Below are 17,636 nucleotides of genomic sequence, written 5' to 3'. Positions count from 1 at the left end.
CAACAAAATTGACGGACATCACATTTTGTGTACAAAGCAAAACATTTAATGTTCTGCTTTTTTTCCGCTATTGGCTTGGGCATTTTCTTCTAATTCTAGAGGCTGTTTCGGTGGCCAAAAGAAGTCACTTGGTCGGGTAAGAAAATGGGTCATGACCAGTTTAGCTAATGGCTTCCATTGTTCAAAGCGAACTCGACGTGCACGTAATGCCACAATAATAGTGAGTGTGAAACTCACAAATAAGTTGGTGAGACCAATACAGAGTACGCCTAAAAATGAAACTATAATCAAGCCAATATCAGGGCTACCATTAATAGTCATTAAACCTTGAATGAAGTTCGCTGAAGCAAAAGCAATGTGACGAATATCTAGAGGTAGGCCCAAAATAAAGCCAATTGTTCCCATACTTCCTAACATTACGCCAAATAGGAAATTACCTGCGAGCGCCCCTAAATTACGTTCAATATATTCTGCAAAACGGTTCAGGCGTTCTTGTCCAAATAAGTTTCTTAAACGTCGATGTGCTTTTAAACGGGGTCCTACTTTTCTATAAACTGCCATGTTGTCGAAGTAGCCCGCAATTAGGCCAGATAAAAACAAACACACCCCAGCAATCGCTGCATGCGGAACGGCTAATGACGTAAAAGGGTTTAGGCTGTGTAATAGATAAGTTGCCTTGGTATGAGTTAATAAAGGCTCATCAAGATAGAACTGCCAAGCAAAGGTAATAAGAGCGGCAGTAGGAATTGCAATCGAGATATTACCCAAAATAGCAATAAACTGAGTTCGAATAATATTGATAATAAGTGCGGCTAATTCTGCAATTTGTGCAGTTTTAGAGCCTTTACGTTGCTGTACAGTTGCAGCGAGGGCAGCGGCTGTCATTGCGGGTTGTTTTGTTGCAACAGTAAAGTGCAATACATGAATCAGAATAAAGCCAAGTGAATAGTTCATACTGAACGTAAAGGCTTGCATGAGCGGAGCCATAGTCATACGTGCAGCAAGAATTTTTAATGAGGCCATACAGGCAATAATCACACCTGCACCAGCAGCGGCTTTATACATGCCCCAAAAGCCTTTGGTGTCTGTACTTACATAATGTTCGCCAGTACGGCTTGCATTCTCTGTGACTTGAAAGGCAATAAGCTCACTGGTCGTGCTGAGTAACGAGCGGACACTTTTTTCACTATAATGTGCTTTAGTTAAGTCTGAAATTAAGTTTCCTAAAGAAACGTAGCGTCCCTCGCTATCGTCTACAACTAGATAGAGTAATAATTCAATCCGATCTAAACACTGTTCAAGTAAAGACAAAAGATAGGTCAAACTTAAACTAACACCGATTCTTTTGGTCGCTCGACGTATTTTTAAAACGACGTCTCGACACTGCTCTAGCATTACAAATGCTTGAGAGGCATCAGGTGGTGGAAGCACAGCAATGTCGTTGCTGGAAATATCCTGTTTTTTGTACTTCTCTATAAACTCAATAATTTCACGGTTTTGTACCAAAAATGGCGATTCATATTCGGTTAATTCAGGTTGAGCGTTAATAAATTCAGGATAAAGACCGATACCACTAATACGGTAAGATAAGACAGTAATTGCCTTAATCATTTCTCGCTGAATGGCATGCTTTTCATCGACATTACTGTTACTTTGCCCAATAAGTCCGAACAAAGTTGCCCAATCCTTGTCATCAACATTGTTTAACCAGATTGAATCACTTTCTAAATAGAAAATTTTTCCAATCAGAATTTTTAGCTGGCTTGCATCTTCAATAAGTGGCAGAAAATGGCCGCCAAGTCTTTGCCCAAGCTGGTTCCAGAAGCCATCTAAAGACAAAATACCGCTATCTGCATATAAGCTGACTTGCTTATATTGATTAATGAGGCGTAATAAAAAGGTTTGTAAAAGGGCTGGAGCGGTAGGAGTAAGTAATAGGCTATCAATAAAGGCTTGTATTTTTTGCTCTATTTCATCCGTATCTTGGGGATCGGATGGCCGTAAAGCATTGACCAGGTCAATGAGAATATTTTCGTCAATAACAGCTTGAGGGTTTTCAAGCTGTTTCTGGATTTTAAAAAAATGTTCTGAAAAATTTATATGCATAGGCAAAATAATATCTATTGTATTCGATGTAATGCAAGCCGAGTTAAATTAATCAACGCTTGACGATAAGGTGTATCAGGCAAGATTGATAAGGCTTGCAGTGCTGCTTCTGTTTCTTCTTGGGCACGGCGCTGGCAATAGTCTAAAGCACCAGACTTTTGCACAATTTCAATCACTTTAGGTAATTGGTCAACACCACCAGTCGCAATACTGCGTCTAATAATGGCATGCTCTTCACCGGTTGAATGTGCTAATGCTGAAATTAACGGTAAAGTCGGTTTACCTTCCATTAAATCATCACCAATATTTTTACCTAATGTTTCAGCATCTGAAGTGTAGTCTAAAATATCGTCAATAATCTGGAATGCATTTCCGAAATGACCTGCAAATAATCTTAAAGGTTCGCGGTAAGCTTCTTGCCCAGCTAAAATAGCTGCACCTTCGGTTGCAAGTTCAAATAAACGAGAAGTTTTCCCGTGAATAATTTTTAAATATGTTTCTTCGGTTGTATCCGGTTGATGCTGAGATTGGAGCTGTAATACCTCACCTTCAGCAATTTCACATGTACCTGTTGAGAAGTCTTTTAATAAGGTCATGTTGTTTAAATCAACCAAAAGGTCAAAAGCGCGGGCAATAAGGAAGTCACCAACCAATACGGCCGTTTGATTGTTCCATGTTGCATTTGCAGTAGGACGACCACGGCGAAGTCCAGATTCATCAACTACATCATCATGCACTAAAGTTGCGGTATGAAGCATTTCAATAATAGCTGCCAGACGCTGTGCATTTTGCATATTGTCGAGGCCGCAAGCGCGTGCTGCAAGTAAACACATGATTGGGCGCATACGTTTGCCGCCAGCTTCAACTACATGTTTACTCACTGACATGACCAAGCCGACTTTTGAGCTAATTCCTTCATTAATCAAGTGATCCATCGCAGCAAAGTCTGTAGCAACAGGAGCGAGAATGTCTTGCTTAAAATCGATGACCATATGAAGAAAAACCCCGTATTGGTAGATAAGTGGCGTTAGTGTATCAATTAAAAGTGCATTAAACAGGGAAACAAGCAATTGATATTAATCATTTGTATGTTCATGAAGAGTTCTTTGTTCTTTATTTCGGCAAAACGATGTGTTTCCGACAAAACAATAAATTTTAATAACGTCAACATGAATACAGCTTGTTCTTGTTGCAAGTTGTGTTTGGAACTGTATTTTAAATTCCATTCAGAATCAATGAAAAGTACTAAAATCAAATTGAAGCTATTTTTATTATGTAAGAATGATGGCTTCTGTTGCTTAGTTAAAGATAAAGCACTTGTCGTTTGATCAAATTTCACTTAAAATCTGTCGCCTTGTATAACCCCAGTGGCGTTCGTTTTAAGATCGATATATCCCTTTATCGGCACGACGACACGGGCTGATTGGAGTACGTTATGTACGCAGTAATCCAAAGCGGTGGTAAACAGCACCGTGTAGTTGAGGGTGAAACCCTTAAAGTTGAATTATTGAAGGCTGAATCTGGCGCAACTATTACATTTGATGATGTATTAATGGTTGTAAACGGTGACAACATTCAAATCGGTGCTCCAGTTGTAGCTGGCGCTAAAGTAACTGCAGAAGTGATTGGTCATGGTCGTCACGACAAAATCCGCATCATCAAAATGCGTCGTCGTAAACACTACCGTAAACAACAAGGTCACCGTCAATGGTTTACTGAGTTGAAAATTACTGGTATTTCAGGCTAATCACGAGGAGTAAGAGACATGGCAACTAAAAAAGCCGGTGGATCGACGAAGAACGGTCGTGATTCAAACCCAAAAATGTTAGGTGTTAAAGTTTACGGTGGTCAAACTGTAACTGCTGGTAACATCATCGTTCGTCAACGTGGTACAGAATTCCACGCTGGTGCAAATGTTGGTATGGGCCGTGACCATACTTTATTTGCTACTGCTGACGGCGTAGTAAAATTCGAAGTGAAAGGTCAATTTGGCCGTCGCTACGTAAAAGTTGAAACTGTTTAAGTTTTAGCTTAAGAAAAAGCCCACATTTTGTGGGCTTTTTTTATGGAAATACATCAATATTGTCTTCATGATGATGAATGAAATTCTACAAACAACATGAATAACATAACAAAATATCTTATTTTCTCAATGATTAGCACAAAGTTTGTCGGTTAATATAAGTCTTGAATGAAGAGCTTGTTTAGCTGGATTAATTGAAAGGCTAGCAAGTTATCTTACAGCAACTAAAAAGGTGATGACATGAATATGCTTCGTAAAACCATGTGTGCTATTACACTCAGCGCCTCAGTGCTTGCTCCTGTAATGAGTACTACAGCGTTCGCTGCACCCGTAGCAGCACCGGAGCAACAGGCAATTGGGAACTTGGTAAATCAGTTATCAGGCTTACAGCGTTTGACTGCCGATTTTGAACAGATAACGAAAGCGAATACAAAAACTGTAGCACAGAAAAAAGGCTTAAGTGCTCAGCATATGAACCAGACATTTAAAGGTTCAATGAAAGTTGAACGTCCGGGGAAATTTTATTGGGAAACTGTAAGTCCCTCTAAGCAAACTATTGTAACAAGTGGAAAAACAGTCTGGATTTATGATCCTGATCTGCAACAGGCTGTGCGCCAAAGCCTAGATGATCAGGTCGCTGATACACCGGCTTTATTACTTTCTGGTAATACTAACCAAATCATGAAGTCTTACCGGGTAACTCAGCCAGATAAATCTAAGTTATATTTCACTTTATTCCCTAAAAAAGAAGATGGCGCTTTCCAAAGCTTAACGATTAGTTTTGGTGCCAACAAAGCACCTACACTCATGGTATTGCAAGATTCTTTAGGTCAAACAACTTATGTTCGTTTCAAGAATGTTAAAGTAAATGCCTCAATTCCGGCTTCAACTTTCAATTTTACGCCTCCGAAAGGTACCGATATTATTGATCAATAAGTCTGATTATTTAGAAAGCCATCTTTACGATGGCTTTCTTTTTATATATCAAGCCTAGATACATTTTTTAACCCCGTCTTAAACCTACGCTTTGTATAGTGGTAGGAGTGAATTTACGGGGATTAACATGCAACTTTACGATAAAAAAACTATTTTCATTCTTCCAATGTTAGCTGCCATGGTTGCGGTGAGCGGTTGTCAGCCAAAATCTACGGCTAAAGATGAACAACCGGCTTCTAGTGCTTCAGTAAAAGAGCAAAAGCAAGCTGAAGTCCCTGTCATTCAAGCAAAAGTTGTTCCGGTAAAGCTGCCAAAACCAAAAGTTTGTCTTGAAGACGGCTGCACTGAATATGATTTTCAGACCGTACAGACCAATCAAAAATGGATTAATGATTATTTTACGAACCGTATAAAGAAAGCAGACCCGAATGCTTTTGCAAATTTGGCTGATAAACCTGTTGAGGTACCAGAAGGGGAGCCGAGCTCAAGTCAGAGTGCAATCTATGTCCGTTATTTAGGGCAAAATTATAACCTTGCAACCTTTGCATTCCAGACATATTCATACTCTGCGGGGGCAGCACATGGTATGTCACATCAAGAGTTTGTAAATTTTGACTTGCTAAATAAAAAGCACATTACCGTTGAAGAACTTATTAAGCCAGATGTTGAAAAACAGTTGGTTGATGCACTTTTTGATGCAAATACTAATTGGCTTCAAGAGCACAATATTAGCCGCGAAAAACTGCAATTAAGTGATAATTTCTACTATGGTGCAAATGGGATTGTTTTTGTCTATCCAATTTATGAATTAGCTTCTTATGCAGAAGGTATGTCTGAATTAACCTTGCCATATTTTGAAGCAGCTAAATATATTAAACCTGAGTATTTACCGAGTGTACCGAACTATAACTTATAAAATATAAGATCTATTCTAAGAATTGTGTGAAAGCTATTCGTTATGAAGATGATCACTATATTTTTTAGTGTTAAGGGCTTACACTATAGCCAGTTTTTTACCCATATTATGATTGATTATGATCGACCCTAAGTTACTCAGAAATAATATTGAAGTCGTTAATGCAGCTTTGGCAAAACGTGGTGTTCAGTTAGATGTTCAAGAATGGGCATCTTTAGAGACTCGCCGTAAAGACTTGCAATCAAAAACTGAAAAGTTACAGGCAGAGCGAAATGCTGGTGCTAAACAAGTGGGTCAGATTAAAAAATCCGGTGGTGATGCTTCTGAAATCATGGCACGTATGCAAGCCATTGGTGATGAAATTAAAGCTGCCGAAGTTGCTTTATCAGAGCTACAAAACGAGATTGAGCAAAAAGCGCTTAGCATTCCTAACTTGCCGGACGAATCTGTGCCAGCTGGTAAAGATGAAAATGATAACGTTGAAATCTCAAAATGGGGTACACCTCGTCAGTTCGATTTTGAAATCAAAGATCATACTGATTTAGGCGAGTGGATGGGTGGACTAGAGTTTGAAACTGCCACTAAACTCACAGGCTCACGTTTTAGTGTGTTGAAGGGGCCTTTAGCGCGTCTACAACGTGCTTTAACTCAGTTTATGCTCGATACCCATACTTTAAAGAATGGTTATACCGAAGCGTATGTGCCTTATTTGGTAAATGCTGATTCATTACGTGGGACAGGTCAGTTACCAAAATTTGAAGAAGATTTATTTAAACTTCAAGGTGAAAAAGAATACTACCTCATCCCTACAGCAGAAGTTCCAGTCACTAACTTTGTCCGTGATGAAATTATTGATGCAGATCGCTTACCATTAAAATATGCGGCTCATACTCCATGTTTCCGTAGTGAAGCAGGTTCTTATGGTCGTGATACACGTGGTTTAATTCGTCAGCACCAATTTGACAAAGTTGAAATGGTGCAAATCGTTAAGCCTGAAACATCTATGCAGGCACTTGAAGAGCTTACTGCACATGCTGAGGGCATTTTACAGGCGCTTGGTTTGCCTTACCGCAAAATTTTGCTCTGTGGTGGTGATATGGGCTTCGGTGCGACTAAAACTTATGATTTAGAAGTTTGGGTTCCAAGTCAAAATACTTACCGTGAAATTTCAAGCTGCTCTAATATGGGTGATTTCCAGGCACGTCGTATGAAAGCACGCTACCGTATGGATCAGAAGAAGACCGAATTGGTGCACACTCTAAATGGTTCAGGCCTTGCTGTAGGGCGTACTTTACTTGCAGTAATGGAAAACTACCAACGCGAAGACGGTTCAATTGAGATTCCAGAAGTATTACGCCCATATATGGGTGGTGCAACGTTTATTGATTAAGCTTTGCATCTAAATTGTGCATGGTTTTTGCTTAAACATAGTCAGATGATTGATGTAGAGGTTTAAGGTGGATATTTTTCCAATCTCTTTGAAGTTGCAGCAGCAACGTTGTCTGATTGTGGGCGGAGGGCATATTGCTTTACGCAAGGCAACCTTATTAGCTAAGGCAGGAGCAATAATTGATGTTGTTGCTCCTGCAATTGAAGATCAGCTTCTGCAATTAATTAAAACAACAGGCGGCGAGCCGTTTATTGAAGCTTTTGCTGAAAAATTTTTAAGTACACCCTATCGTTTAGTTATTGCAGCGACCAATGATGCAGAAGTAAATAAAATAGTTTTTGAGCAGTGTGAAGCACGCAATTTACTTGTAAATAGCGTCGATGATATTCCACATTGTCGTTTTATGGTGCCTGCGATTATTGATCGATCTCCATTAATTGTTTCTGTGGCCTCAAATGGAACATCTCCTGTTCTATCTCGTCAAATCCGTACGCAGTTAGAAACCTCTATTCCACATGGCATGGGCAAGTTAGCTGAGTTTTCAGGAAAATGGCGCAATCAGGTTAAAGAAAAAATTTCTAATCCAGATGAGCGCCGTATATTTTGGGAAAACTTGTATGCAAGCCCCTTAAAAGAACAAGTTTTTAATGACAATCTAGATGTTGCCGATAGCATGCTTGAACAAGCACTGCAGGAGTGGAAAGCACCTAAAGGCGAGGTTTATTTGGTGGGTGCAGGTCCAGGTGATCCTGAACTCATTACTTTAAAAGCTTTACGTTTAATGCAGCAAGCTGATGTGGTCATTTATGACCGTCTTGTTTCTGCACCTATTTTAGAATTGTGCCGTCGAGACGCAACAAAAATATATGTTGGTAAAGCGCGTTCTAACCATAGTGTTCCTCAAGAAGGTATTAATGCATTATTGGTTGACTACGCGAAAAAAGGTAAACGTGTTTGTCGTTTAAAAGGGGGAGACCCTTTTATTTTTGGCCGTGGTGGCGAAGAGATCCAAGAGTTATTCCAAGCTGGCGTCCCATTTCAAGTTGTTCCCGGTATTACTGCTGCGTCAGGTTGTTCAGCTTATGCAGGTATTCCGCTTACCCATCGTGATTATGCCCAGAGTGTCCGCTTTCTTACAGGCCATCTAAAAGAAGGTTCTCCTGAGTTACCGTGGAACGAACTGGTATACGAAAACCAGACATTAGTACTGTATATGGGGTTGGTGGGATTAGAGCGTATTTGTGAGCAGCTGATTGCGCATGGACAACGTCCAGATATGCCAGTTGCATTAATTTCAAAGGGTACGACACCTGAACAGAAAGTTGTGGTGGGGTCACTTGCTGATATTGCATCTAAAGTGACAGAACATCAAATTCATGCGCCGACACTCACAATTATTGGTGAGGTTGTACGTTTGCGTGAACAGTTACAGTGGAATTAGTAGGCTTATTGATATCTGCAAAAGAGATGTAATTATTGCCTGAGCTAACCAATAAGTAATTTAAGTGAGTAATTAAGTGATTCATGTTGTTCTATACGAGCCAGAGATTCCTGCTAATACAGGTAATATTATTCGTCTATGCGCGAATACAGGCGCTCAATTGCATTTAGTTAAGCCTTTAGGCTTTGAACTTGATGATAAAAAGCTTAAACGTGCAGGGCTTGATTATCATGAATGGGCAAGAATGCAAATTTGGGACAACATAGAGCTTTGTCTTGCGGACTTAAAAGCAAAAGGTGTTGAGCATGTTTTTCCTTTAACTACGAAAGGTTCTGCTACGCCTCATACAGTTGATTTAAATAGACCTGTGGCTTTATTGATGGGGCCAGAAACACGCGGCTTGCCTGAACATGTTCGTCTGATGTTCCCTCAAGAACAATGGATTCGTTTACCAATGGCAGAAAACTCAAGAAGTTTAAACTTATCTAATGCAACTGCCGTAATTGTATATGAAGCATGGCGTCAGCAAGGCTTTAAAAAATTAGGTTAATTTCTTAAGTACTAAATAAAAATAAGGCCCTTAGTGGCCTTATTTTTATTCAAGCTTGCTCTAGCACTTTTTCATCATAAGTCATTTGGGCTGCTAAAACCTGTTCAATATTGGTTTCGGCCCATTCCTTTAATTGGAACGCCATTGAAGCGACATTTTGCCCCAGAGAAGTGAGTGAGTAATCAACACGAATAGGAGACGTATTCTGAATTTTACGCTCAATAAAACCATCTCTTTCTAGCATCTTTAGTTTTTGTGATAAGACTTTAGGAGAGATGCCTTGTATATTCTTTTTGAGCAAATTGAAGTGCTGAGTTTCCTCTTCAAGCACATTTAAAATCAATAAAACCCATTTATCTGCAATTTTTTCAAAAAATAAACGAGCAGGGCAATGTTGTTGAAAAACATTATATTTTAGACCTTCATTCATACTTTTTACCTGCTAATTTCTTAAAAAATTACCATAGTTACCAGTTAGTAACTAATTGACACCTAGTATCTAAAATATATCATTAAATGGAATTTAATAAAACATAGGTTTTCTTCCATGTCTAATTCTAATATTGCGGTTGTATATTTCTCAGGTTATGGCCACACTAAAGTAGTGGCTGAAACTTTTGCTAATGAAATTAATGCTCAACTTATCCAGATTGATCAGGAAGGTAATATCACTGAGCAAGATTGGGAAACATTGAATAATGCAAAAGGTATTGTGTTTGGTGCGCCGACCTATATGGGTACAGCACCATGGCAATTTAAAAAATTTGCTGATGCAACTTCAAAGGTTTGGTTCACACGTGGTTGGCAAGATAAAGTATTTGCAGGCTTTACGAATAGTGCAAGTTTAAATGGGGATAAACAAGTTACGCTTATCCAGCTGCAAACTTTAGCATCACAGCATGGTGGCATTTGGGTGAGTCTGGGCTTATTGCCAGCGAATACAAAAGATGCAACACGTGAAGATGTAAATAACTTAGGCGGTTCGGTAGGGCTTTTAGTTCAATCGCCTTCGGATGCAAGTGTAGATGAAGTCCCAACAGGGGATTTGGAAACAGCTAAAGTTTATGCAAAACGTGTACAAGCCATTGTAAATAAAATATATGGTTAATGAGTCCATAAAAAAGGCGCTTTTAAGCGCCTTTTTTATTATTCATGCTCATTATGTTGAGGAGCATTATATTTAAAGCCTTTGGTTTTATAGGCAAGATAACCTACCCCAAACACTGCCCAAGCTAAGCCAATTTGCAAAGCAAGCTTGTCAATTTCTAACCACATTAAGAACACACTAGCAAAGCCAAGCGTTGGTACAATAATGTAATTAATAATATCTTTGATAGATTTGTTTTTACCATCTCTCAGCGCGTAGCGCGAAATCACCGAGAAGTTTACAAAACTAAAAGCAGTTAAGGCCCCGAAACTAATTAAGTTAACAATATGTTCAAGGTCTAAAAAGCCAGCAGATAATGCAACCACACCAACAATAAGAATGTTGTAAGTCGGAGTATGCAATCTTGGGCTAATATGACCAAACAACTTTTTATTGATAACCCCATCACGACCCATTACATACATTAAGCGAGATACACCAGCATGTGCTGAAATACCGGATGCCATTACTGCAACTACAGCAAAATATAAAACTAATGTTTTAAATGCAATGCTGCCAATTGCTGCAACCATAACAGGTTGTGATTCATCTAACGGTTTAAAATAGATGTTTGGGTTGCTAGGGAAATACAACTGGATAAAGTAAGTGCTTACGATAAAAATAATACCTGCAAGCAATGCTGTTGAGAAAATCGCTTTTGGAAGCGTTTTTTCAGCATCTTTAGTTTCTTCTGCAAGTGAAGATAAAGCATCAAAACCTGTAAAAGAAAAGCACAGTACTGTTGCACCACCAATCAAAGCACTAATAGAAGTCATATCATTCCAAAAAGGAGTTAATGACCATAATTCGGCTTTATCGGGATTAAGCGTACCATCAGCATATACGCCTTGGGTAAGGAGAATATATACTTGATAAACAAAGTAAAAAATAACACCAAGTTGAATAACCACAATTGTACTGTTAAAACGCGCGACAAAGCGTGCGCCAAATAAGTTAATCACAGTCATTAATGCAGTTAAGCCAATAACCCATAGCCAATTATTTACTTCTGGAAATAAAGCTCTTAAATAAATATCGGCCAAAATGATATTGACGAGTGGTGAAAGTAGATAGTCTAGCCAAGATGACCAACCCACCATAAAACCAACATTAGGGTGAATTGACTTTTGGGCGTAGGTATATGCTGATCCTGAAGAAGGATAGCGTTTGATCATGTGTCCATAACTGATCGACGTCAATAAAATTGCAACTAAGGCAAAGATATAAGAAGTAGGTACATGTCCACCACTTCGTTCTGATACTAAACCAAAAGTATCAAATAAAGTTAATGGCTGAATATAAGCTAAACCAATAATAATGATGTGCCAAAGCACAAGATTCTTTTGAAGTTTAGCTGTTGGTTTAGTCCCAGATAAGTTTGTCAACGGCGTTATCCTCATAATCGTTGATCAAGGATCAGCTTGGTGTTAAGGATCGTTTGAGACGAACGATCCCCCCTACATAAAAGATAAAGTGCGCCAATCTATCCTAAATTGATGCAAATTGTCAGTACTTTCGTGGATTTTTTAGCAAATTTTTTGCCATATTTCCAAAGAAAATGATGAATAAAAATTCATAGATATAAAAAAGGTCTGATTTGTCATAAAAATCAGACCTTTAGCTTTTTGCTTTAGATATCTAAATCTTAACTTACCAAGCTTTTTGTAAGATCTCTCGTAGATCTTTTAAGCTTGCTTCTTTAGGATTATAAATAATTGAGCCATCATTTAGTGCTTTCTCTGCCACTTCATCAAGCTGTGCTTCAGTAACTTTACCTGTTTCACGTAAGGTACGTGGTAATTTGGTTAAGCTAAATAAACGATCACGCATTGCTAAAATAGTTGCGATTGCTCTGTCTGCACGCTGAGTAGCAGGAGTCTGGGCATAAATATCGGCACCTGCAAGTGGTAATAGCAACTCGCCAATTTTCTGACCATTGACTTGTTTATTGTACTCAAGCACATAAGGTAAGAATAAGTTCATGCACAGCCCGTGGGGCAGGTGAGCAACTGCACCTAATGCATGTCCTAATGAGTGTACAAGACCTACCATCGAGTTAGAGAATGCGATACCTGCCATTGTAGAAGCTTGTGCAAGTTCTAAACGACCTTGTGAGTCATTTGGATTTTCTAAGACATTAAATAGATTTTCGCTAATTTTTTTAATACCTGCACTTGCATAGGCATCACTAAGCGGGTTAGCTGCCATACAGGTGTACGCTTCAACACAATGTGTTAACGCATCCATACCCGTCATTGCAGTTAAGTGAGGTGGTAAAGTTAATGTCATGCGTGGATCTAAAATCGCAGCATGTGGCATTAAGTAATATGAAGCAAATGCCAGTTTAACATTCTTTTGTGTATCAGACACAACAGCAACCATGGTCACTTCAGATCCCGTACCTGATGTAGTCGGGATGACGAAAAATGGTTTTAATGGTTTTGGTAGGTTGTGTGCACCAGAATATTGAAGAAGATCATCTCCACCTTCTGATACTAAAATGTTAGTTGCTTTAGAGGTATCGATAACAGAACCACCGCCCACAGCAATAATCGCATCACATTTATTTGTGCGATAAGCTTCCGCGGCAAGTCGAACAACTTCAAGACTTGAGTCTGGTGGAACATCATCAAAAACATGACCAATGACTGCATCAGTTGTGCTAAAAGCAGCTTCAATAGGGTTCAACAAGCCATTTGCACGAACGCCTTTATCGGTAATGATAAGAGGGCGTTTTGCACCTAAAGTCGCAAGTTCAAACGGAATATGTTCTAAAGCAGCATTACCGGCAATGACTTTTACAGGACAAAAGAATTCGTAATATGGTTTAGCCATGTTATGCGCTCCGCTTGAAGTAAGACTTAGCTACTTTTAAATAAATATTTGCAGCTTGGTTGAATTTTTCTTTTAGGGTAAGTTCAGTTGGGTATTCTTTAACAGCGAGTGAAGCCACCAATTTCGGTAAAATGAGAGACTCCATTTTATTGAGGCAGCGAACTAAACGAATTGCTGCGGATACATCACCATCAGCAATCATACGGTCATTTGCAAAGGCTTGAGCAGTACTTTCCTGAAAAGAGAAAACCAAAAAAGCATGAGTTACATGCTTAAACGTAATGGTTAAATCAGGCTTTTTTTCCGCTCTTTTCAGCAGTTCTAATTGTTTATCTTCTGTCACTCGTGCAAAAAATGCTGGTCCATTTGGGAAGACATTCATTGAAAGTACAAAGTGAACAGGAAATTTAGACACTTCCTCTTGTATTTCACTATCTACTTGACTCGCCATGACTAAGCCTCGACCAACAACGTCCATCATGAGCTTAACGTAGGCAAGTTGCAGAGTGGGCTTTACAGCTTTTGTCGAAATCACTTGCTATCCCTTCTTAAAATTATGCAAAAGCAAATTTAGAGTAATTACTCTAATATATTTTTATTCCATCTCAAAATCATTTATTCAATTTTGACTTCTGGGTCATTAAAGTACCCAGTAGCTTTAATATACTCAATAAAGTCCTGACAAAGTTGTTCAAATGATGGATATGGAGTCACTAAATCTTGTATGCGGACCATTTCTAGCCCTGCATAACCACATGGGTTGATGGTTTGAAAACCAGTTAGAGCACAGTCTAAGTTTAGGGCTAAACCATGATAACTACGTCCACGGCGAATTTTGAAGCCTAATGAACCAATCTTTCTGCCATCCACATAAACGCCTGGTGCATCAGGTTTTGCATATGCTTCAATGTTATATTTCTTTAAAACATCTATCATAAATTGTTCAGCAAAACTGACCAATGTGCGTACATTCCATTTCAGTCGATTAAGGTCAAACATAAAGTAAGCGACGAGTTGACCAGGACCATGCCATGTCACTTGTCCACCACGGTCAGTTTGTACCACAGGAATGTTTGATGGAATCAGAATATGTTCTGGTTTTCCTGCCTGACCTTGAGTTAGTACTTTGTGATGCTGGAGTAACCACAGCTCGTCTGCTGTATTTTCATCACGTTGATTGGTCAGGTTCTTCATCGATTCGAATTTGCTTTGATAATCTTGTAAATCGTTCCACTGACGAATAATCAAAGTGGGTTTATCAAGGCTCATTAAACATTTTCCTGTGCATGGTACTTAACAGAAGGGAAGTCTCTCAACTTTAAATTATGAGAGTATGCTTTTGATGAGTTTAAAGTATTTTGCCTAAACGGTTCTAAATATTTGTAATTATTTCTATAAAGATTGGTATAAATAAAAATGCCATGACATTAAAATTGTCATGGCATTTTAAAATTAAAGCGCAGTTCTTATTTGCGGACAAGCAGCCAAGTCTGCATATAAAGCATGCACTTGTTCCAATTCATCAAAGCGTAATTGCGCGGTTAATGAATGGTATTTGCCTGTACGTGATTCTTGTACTTTTAACGTTGTTTGGTCAAAGTCAGGAAAATGTTTCACTAGAATATCAACGACAGCTATACGTAATTCTTCACCCGCATCGCCAATGAGTTTAATTGGATAGTCCATTGGAAATACCCAAAGGTCTTCACGGAGTTCGCGAGATGGAGTGCGGTCTAACATAAGTAACCTCATCATGTGAAACGCCTGCATCATCGCAGGCGTTTATAGCTCTTTCTATTAAATGGGGACTAGTCTCGAAATTTCAAGATTTCAAAAATTAGTCATTCTCTAGGAAAGAACGCAAGTGTTCGGAACGAGAAGGGTGACGTAATTTACGCAATGCTTTTGCTTCAATCTGACGAATACGCTCACGTGTTACATCAAACTGCTTACCTACTTCTTCTAAAGTATGATCGGTTGGCATATCAATACCAAAACGCATCTTCAATACTTTTGCTTCACGTTCAGTTAAGTTTTCTAAAACTTCACGAGTTGCTTCTTTTAAGCCTTCTGAAGTCGCAGCATCAATTGGAGAAGTGATGTTCTGGTCTTCAATAAAATCCCCAAGATGCGAATCTTCATCATCACCGATTGGAGTTTCCATTGAAATTGGTTCTTTCGCAATTTTAAGAACCTTACGAACTTTAACCTCATCCATTTCTAAGCGTTCACCTAACTCTTCAGGAGTAGGTTCACGGCCCATTTCCTGTAATAATTGACGCGATACACGGTTAATTTTGTTAATCGTTTCAATCATGTGTACAGGAATACGAATTGTACGAGCCTGATCGGCAATAGAACGGGTAATTGCCTGACGAATCCACCAAGTCGCATAAGTTGAGAATTTATAACCACGACGGTATTCAAACTTGTCTACAGCTTTCATCAAACCAATGTTCCCTTCTTGAATCAAGTCAAGGAACTGTAAACCACGGTTGGTATATTTTTTCGCAATCGAAATTACCAAACGAAGGTTGGCCTCTACCATTTCTTTTTTCGCACGACGAGCTTTGGCTTCACCAATTGCCATACGTTTAGAAATATCTTTAATTTCACTAACGTTTAGGCCAAGCTCTTTTTCGATATCTGCAATTTTTTGCTGGAAGGCTAAAACATCAGGACGAACTTTTTCCAAGTGAGCCTTGATTTCAGCTGGAGCTTTAGCAATTTGTTCATCTAACCAAGCAGGATTAGATTCCTGTTTCGGGAAAGATGTACGGAACTGGTTACGGTCCATACGGCCACGACGTACTGCATAACGCATAATTTCACGTTCATTGGCACGAATTTGTTCATGAGTTCCGCGAATCATTTCTGAAATGATGTCAAATAAACGTGGAGTAAATTTAAACATCATAAATACAGTTGCTAAAGACTCAAGAGCTTCATTTGCTTCAGGGCTATTACGGCCATGTTTTTCAATGACAGCTTTAGTTTGAGCCCATGCAGCTTCTAATTCAGCAAAACGAACTTTTGCAACTTCAGGGTCTGGACCTGAATCACCTTCAGAATCATCATCACCTTCAGACTCTTCTTCTTCATCGTCATCATCAAGCTTAACTTCTTTCGTTGACTTTGTAGATGATTCGTCTTCTTCCTCAAGCTCTTCAACGTCTTCTAAAACTTCAGGAATATCTTCATCAGTTTCAGGGTCTAAATAACCAGATAAGATATCGGCAAGACGGCGTTCGCCAGTTAAAAAATCATTATATTCTTTTAATACAACTTCAACAGCATTTGGCCAGTAAGCGATTGAGTTCAAGACATCACGAATGCCTTCTTCAATACGTTTAGCAATGCTGATTTCACCTTCACGGGTTAACAGTTCTACTGTACCCATTTCACGCATGTACATACGTACAGGGTCTGTCGTACGTCCAGGCTCATTTTCAACAGATGCAAGTACGGCAGCAGCTTCTTCTTCAGCAACTTCATCAGTTGCATCAGCTGATTCGCCGAACATGGTATCGTCAGATTCAGGTGCACGCTCGTGTACAGGAATACCAACGTCTTGAAGCATCTGGATGATGTCTTCAATCTGTTCGCTTTCAGTAATCGAGTCCGGCAGATGATCGTTAACCTCAGCGTAAGTTAAGTAACCTTGTTCTTTGCCTCGGCTAATCAGAGCCGCTACTTGAGAAGTAGGGGAATGCATATCGCTCATCTTTGCTTACTCTTTGTTGAATCTGTGGCAGTGAAAAACCGTGCATGATAGCACAATTTGCTTGAAATGTTTGGGCTTTGATCGGTGACCGTTAAATAAAAAATATCTTTGAATTCACGACTATTTTTTGAATATTGGGCTAAAATCATTTTTTTCAAGGTTAAATCATAGAAAAATTTGTAGAAATCTTCGCTTATCAAAAGATTGTTCTGTTTTATAAATACACAATTTTTTGGGTGAAAAAAAGTACAAATGAGCAATTAAATGAAAAAAATATAAATAAAACTTGACAAGGAAAAGTAAGACAGATAAATAGCGGCTAGACCCATTCACATTTTTTCATTATGAGGTAGTTTTAGTGTCTTCTACAGATTTTGAACTAGATGATAACTACGGCGATGATGATGATGTCGGTTTTGATGAGTCATCAGGCAAAATCAGTGCAAAAGAATCGTTGGAAAAACGTAGATTAATTGATGATCTATTGGCACAGCGCCGTTTAGAGCGTGAGTTAAAAGATTTCGATTATGATTTAGACGATGATGATCTTGATGACGAAGACTAATCA

The 17,636-nt window shown here is 38.9% G+C and carries 19 protein-coding genes; 9 read left to right on the top strand and 10 right to left on the bottom strand.

What is annotated here, in order from left to right; all coding sequences use genetic code 11:
• Window positions 1-45 precede the first annotated feature (45 nt).
• The 3 genes from GO593_RS02665 to GO593_RS02655 are packed head-to-tail and all read right to left on the bottom strand — an operon-like array spanning window position 46 to window position 3,445.
• On the bottom strand, window positions 46-2,106 hold the full coding sequence (locus GO593_RS02665) for a site-specific recombinase (RefSeq protein WP_000547886.1): 2,061 nt from the start codon (window positions 2,104-2,106) through the stop codon (window positions 46-48).
• 14 nt (window positions 2,107-2,120) lie between these two features.
• Window positions 2,121-3,098, bottom strand: a complete 978-nt coding sequence (sdsA, locus tag GO593_RS02660) for an All-trans-nonaprenyl-diphosphate synthase (RefSeq protein WP_000234081.1) — start codon at window positions 3,096-3,098, stop codon at window positions 2,121-2,123.
• Window positions 3,099-3,145: 47 nt separating this feature from the next.
• Entirely contained in the window at window positions 3,146-3,445 is a 300-nt protein-coding gene (locus tag GO593_RS02655) for a hypothetical protein (protein ID WP_000667118.1), read from the bottom strand.
• Between the two features lie 96 nt (window positions 3,446-3,541).
• Here GO593_RS02655 and rplU point away from each other — a divergent pair, with 96 nt between their 5' ends.
• The 7 genes from rplU to GO593_RS02620 all read left to right on the top strand — a co-directional run bounded on the left by rplU (window position 3,542) and on the right by GO593_RS02620 (window position 9,362).
• On the top strand, window positions 3,542-3,853 hold the full coding sequence (gene rplU, locus GO593_RS02650) for a 50S ribosomal protein L21 (RefSeq protein WP_000271409.1): 312 nt from the start codon (window positions 3,542-3,544) through the stop codon (window positions 3,851-3,853).
• 18 nt (window positions 3,854-3,871) lie between these two features.
• Entirely contained in the window at window positions 3,872-4,129 is a 258-nt protein-coding gene (rpmA, locus tag GO593_RS02645) for a 50S ribosomal protein L27 (protein WP_000201632.1), read from the top strand.
• A gap of 240 nt (window positions 4,130-4,369) precedes the next feature.
• On the top strand, window positions 4,370-5,065 hold the full coding sequence (gene lolA, locus GO593_RS02640; RefSeq protein WP_001056756.1) for an outer membrane lipoprotein chaperone LolA: 696 nt from the start codon (window positions 4,370-4,372) through the stop codon (window positions 5,063-5,065).
• Window positions 5,066-5,192: 127 nt separating this feature from the next.
• A complete protein-coding gene (locus GO593_RS02635) occupies window positions 5,193-5,981 on the top strand; it encodes an RsiV family protein (RefSeq protein WP_001177773.1) in 789 nt (262 codons plus the stop codon).
• Between the two features lie 118 nt (window positions 5,982-6,099).
• Entirely contained in the window at window positions 6,100-7,371 is a 1,272-nt protein-coding gene (gene serS, locus GO593_RS02630; protein ID WP_000566834.1) for a serine--tRNA ligase, read from the top strand.
• 67 nt (window positions 7,372-7,438) lie between these two features.
• Window positions 7,439-8,812, top strand: a complete 1,374-nt coding sequence (gene cysG / locus GO593_RS02625) for a siroheme synthase CysG (RefSeq protein ID WP_000350913.1) — start codon at window positions 7,439-7,441, stop codon at window positions 8,810-8,812.
• Window positions 8,813-8,888: 76 nt separating this feature from the next.
• A complete protein-coding gene (locus tag GO593_RS02620; RefSeq protein WP_000582207.1) occupies window positions 8,889-9,362 on the top strand; it encodes a tRNA (cytidine(34)-2'-O)-methyltransferase in 474 nt (157 codons plus the stop codon).
• Between the two features lie 49 nt (window positions 9,363-9,411).
• Here the strand turns inward: GO593_RS02620 and GO593_RS02615 are convergent, their stop codons facing one another.
• Complete coding sequence (locus tag GO593_RS02615) at window positions 9,412-9,792, bottom strand: winged helix-turn-helix transcriptional regulator (RefSeq protein ID WP_001002019.1); 381 nt, start codon at window positions 9,790-9,792, stop codon at window positions 9,412-9,414.
• 117 nt (window positions 9,793-9,909) lie between these two features.
• Between GO593_RS02615 and GO593_RS02610 the strand changes: the two genes are divergently transcribed.
• Window positions 9,910-10,470, top strand: a complete 561-nt coding sequence (locus GO593_RS02610; RefSeq protein WP_000071875.1) for a flavodoxin family protein — start codon at window positions 9,910-9,912, stop codon at window positions 10,468-10,470.
• Between the two features lie 38 nt (window positions 10,471-10,508).
• On the opposite strand, the gene GO593_RS02605 is transcribed toward GO593_RS02610, so the two are convergent.
• From GO593_RS02605 to rpoD, 6 genes are all read right to left on the bottom strand, one after another.
• Entirely contained in the window at window positions 10,509-11,894 is a 1,386-nt protein-coding gene (locus tag GO593_RS02605; protein WP_000183443.1) for an APC family permease, read from the bottom strand.
• Between the two features lie 265 nt (window positions 11,895-12,159).
• Window positions 12,160-13,344, bottom strand: a complete 1,185-nt coding sequence (locus GO593_RS02600) for an iron-containing alcohol dehydrogenase (RefSeq protein WP_001118410.1) — start codon at window positions 13,342-13,344, stop codon at window positions 12,160-12,162.
• Between the two features lies 1 nt (window position 13,345).
• On the bottom strand, window positions 13,346-13,879 hold the full coding sequence (locus GO593_RS02595) for a hypothetical protein (protein ID WP_000626048.1): 534 nt from the start codon (window positions 13,877-13,879) through the stop codon (window positions 13,346-13,348).
• 80 nt (window positions 13,880-13,959) lie between these two features.
• Entirely contained in the window at window positions 13,960-14,613 is a 654-nt protein-coding gene (gene lipB, locus GO593_RS02590) for a lipoyl(octanoyl) transferase LipB (protein ID WP_000050862.1), read from the bottom strand.
• Window positions 14,614-14,796: 183 nt separating this feature from the next.
• Window positions 14,797-15,084: a YbeD family protein gene (locus tag GO593_RS02585; protein WP_000887099.1), complete on the bottom strand. Its 288-nt coding sequence runs from the start codon at window positions 15,082-15,084 to the stop codon at window positions 14,797-14,799.
• Window positions 15,085-15,181: 97 nt separating this feature from the next.
• A complete protein-coding gene (gene rpoD / locus GO593_RS02580; RefSeq protein WP_001281941.1) occupies window positions 15,182-17,068 on the bottom strand; it encodes an RNA polymerase sigma factor RpoD in 1,887 nt (628 codons plus the stop codon).
• Window positions 17,069-17,426: 358 nt separating this feature from the next.
• Here rpoD and GO593_RS02570 point away from each other — a divergent pair, with 358 nt between their 5' ends.
• Window positions 17,427-17,633: a PA3496 family putative envelope integrity protein gene (locus tag GO593_RS02570; RefSeq protein WP_000099358.1), complete on the top strand. Its 207-nt coding sequence runs from the start codon at window positions 17,427-17,429 to the stop codon at window positions 17,631-17,633.
• The last annotated feature ends 3 nt before the right edge of the window (window positions 17,634-17,636 follow it).

Origin of the sequence: Acinetobacter baumannii (genome assembly GCF_009759685.1) — a bacterium.
In the GTDB taxonomy this organism is placed as follows: Bacteria; Pseudomonadota; Gammaproteobacteria; order Pseudomonadales; family Moraxellaceae; genus Acinetobacter; species Acinetobacter baumannii.
The sequence above is the reverse complement of the archived record's forward strand: the minus strand, read 5'-3'. Positions and strand labels throughout refer to the sequence as shown.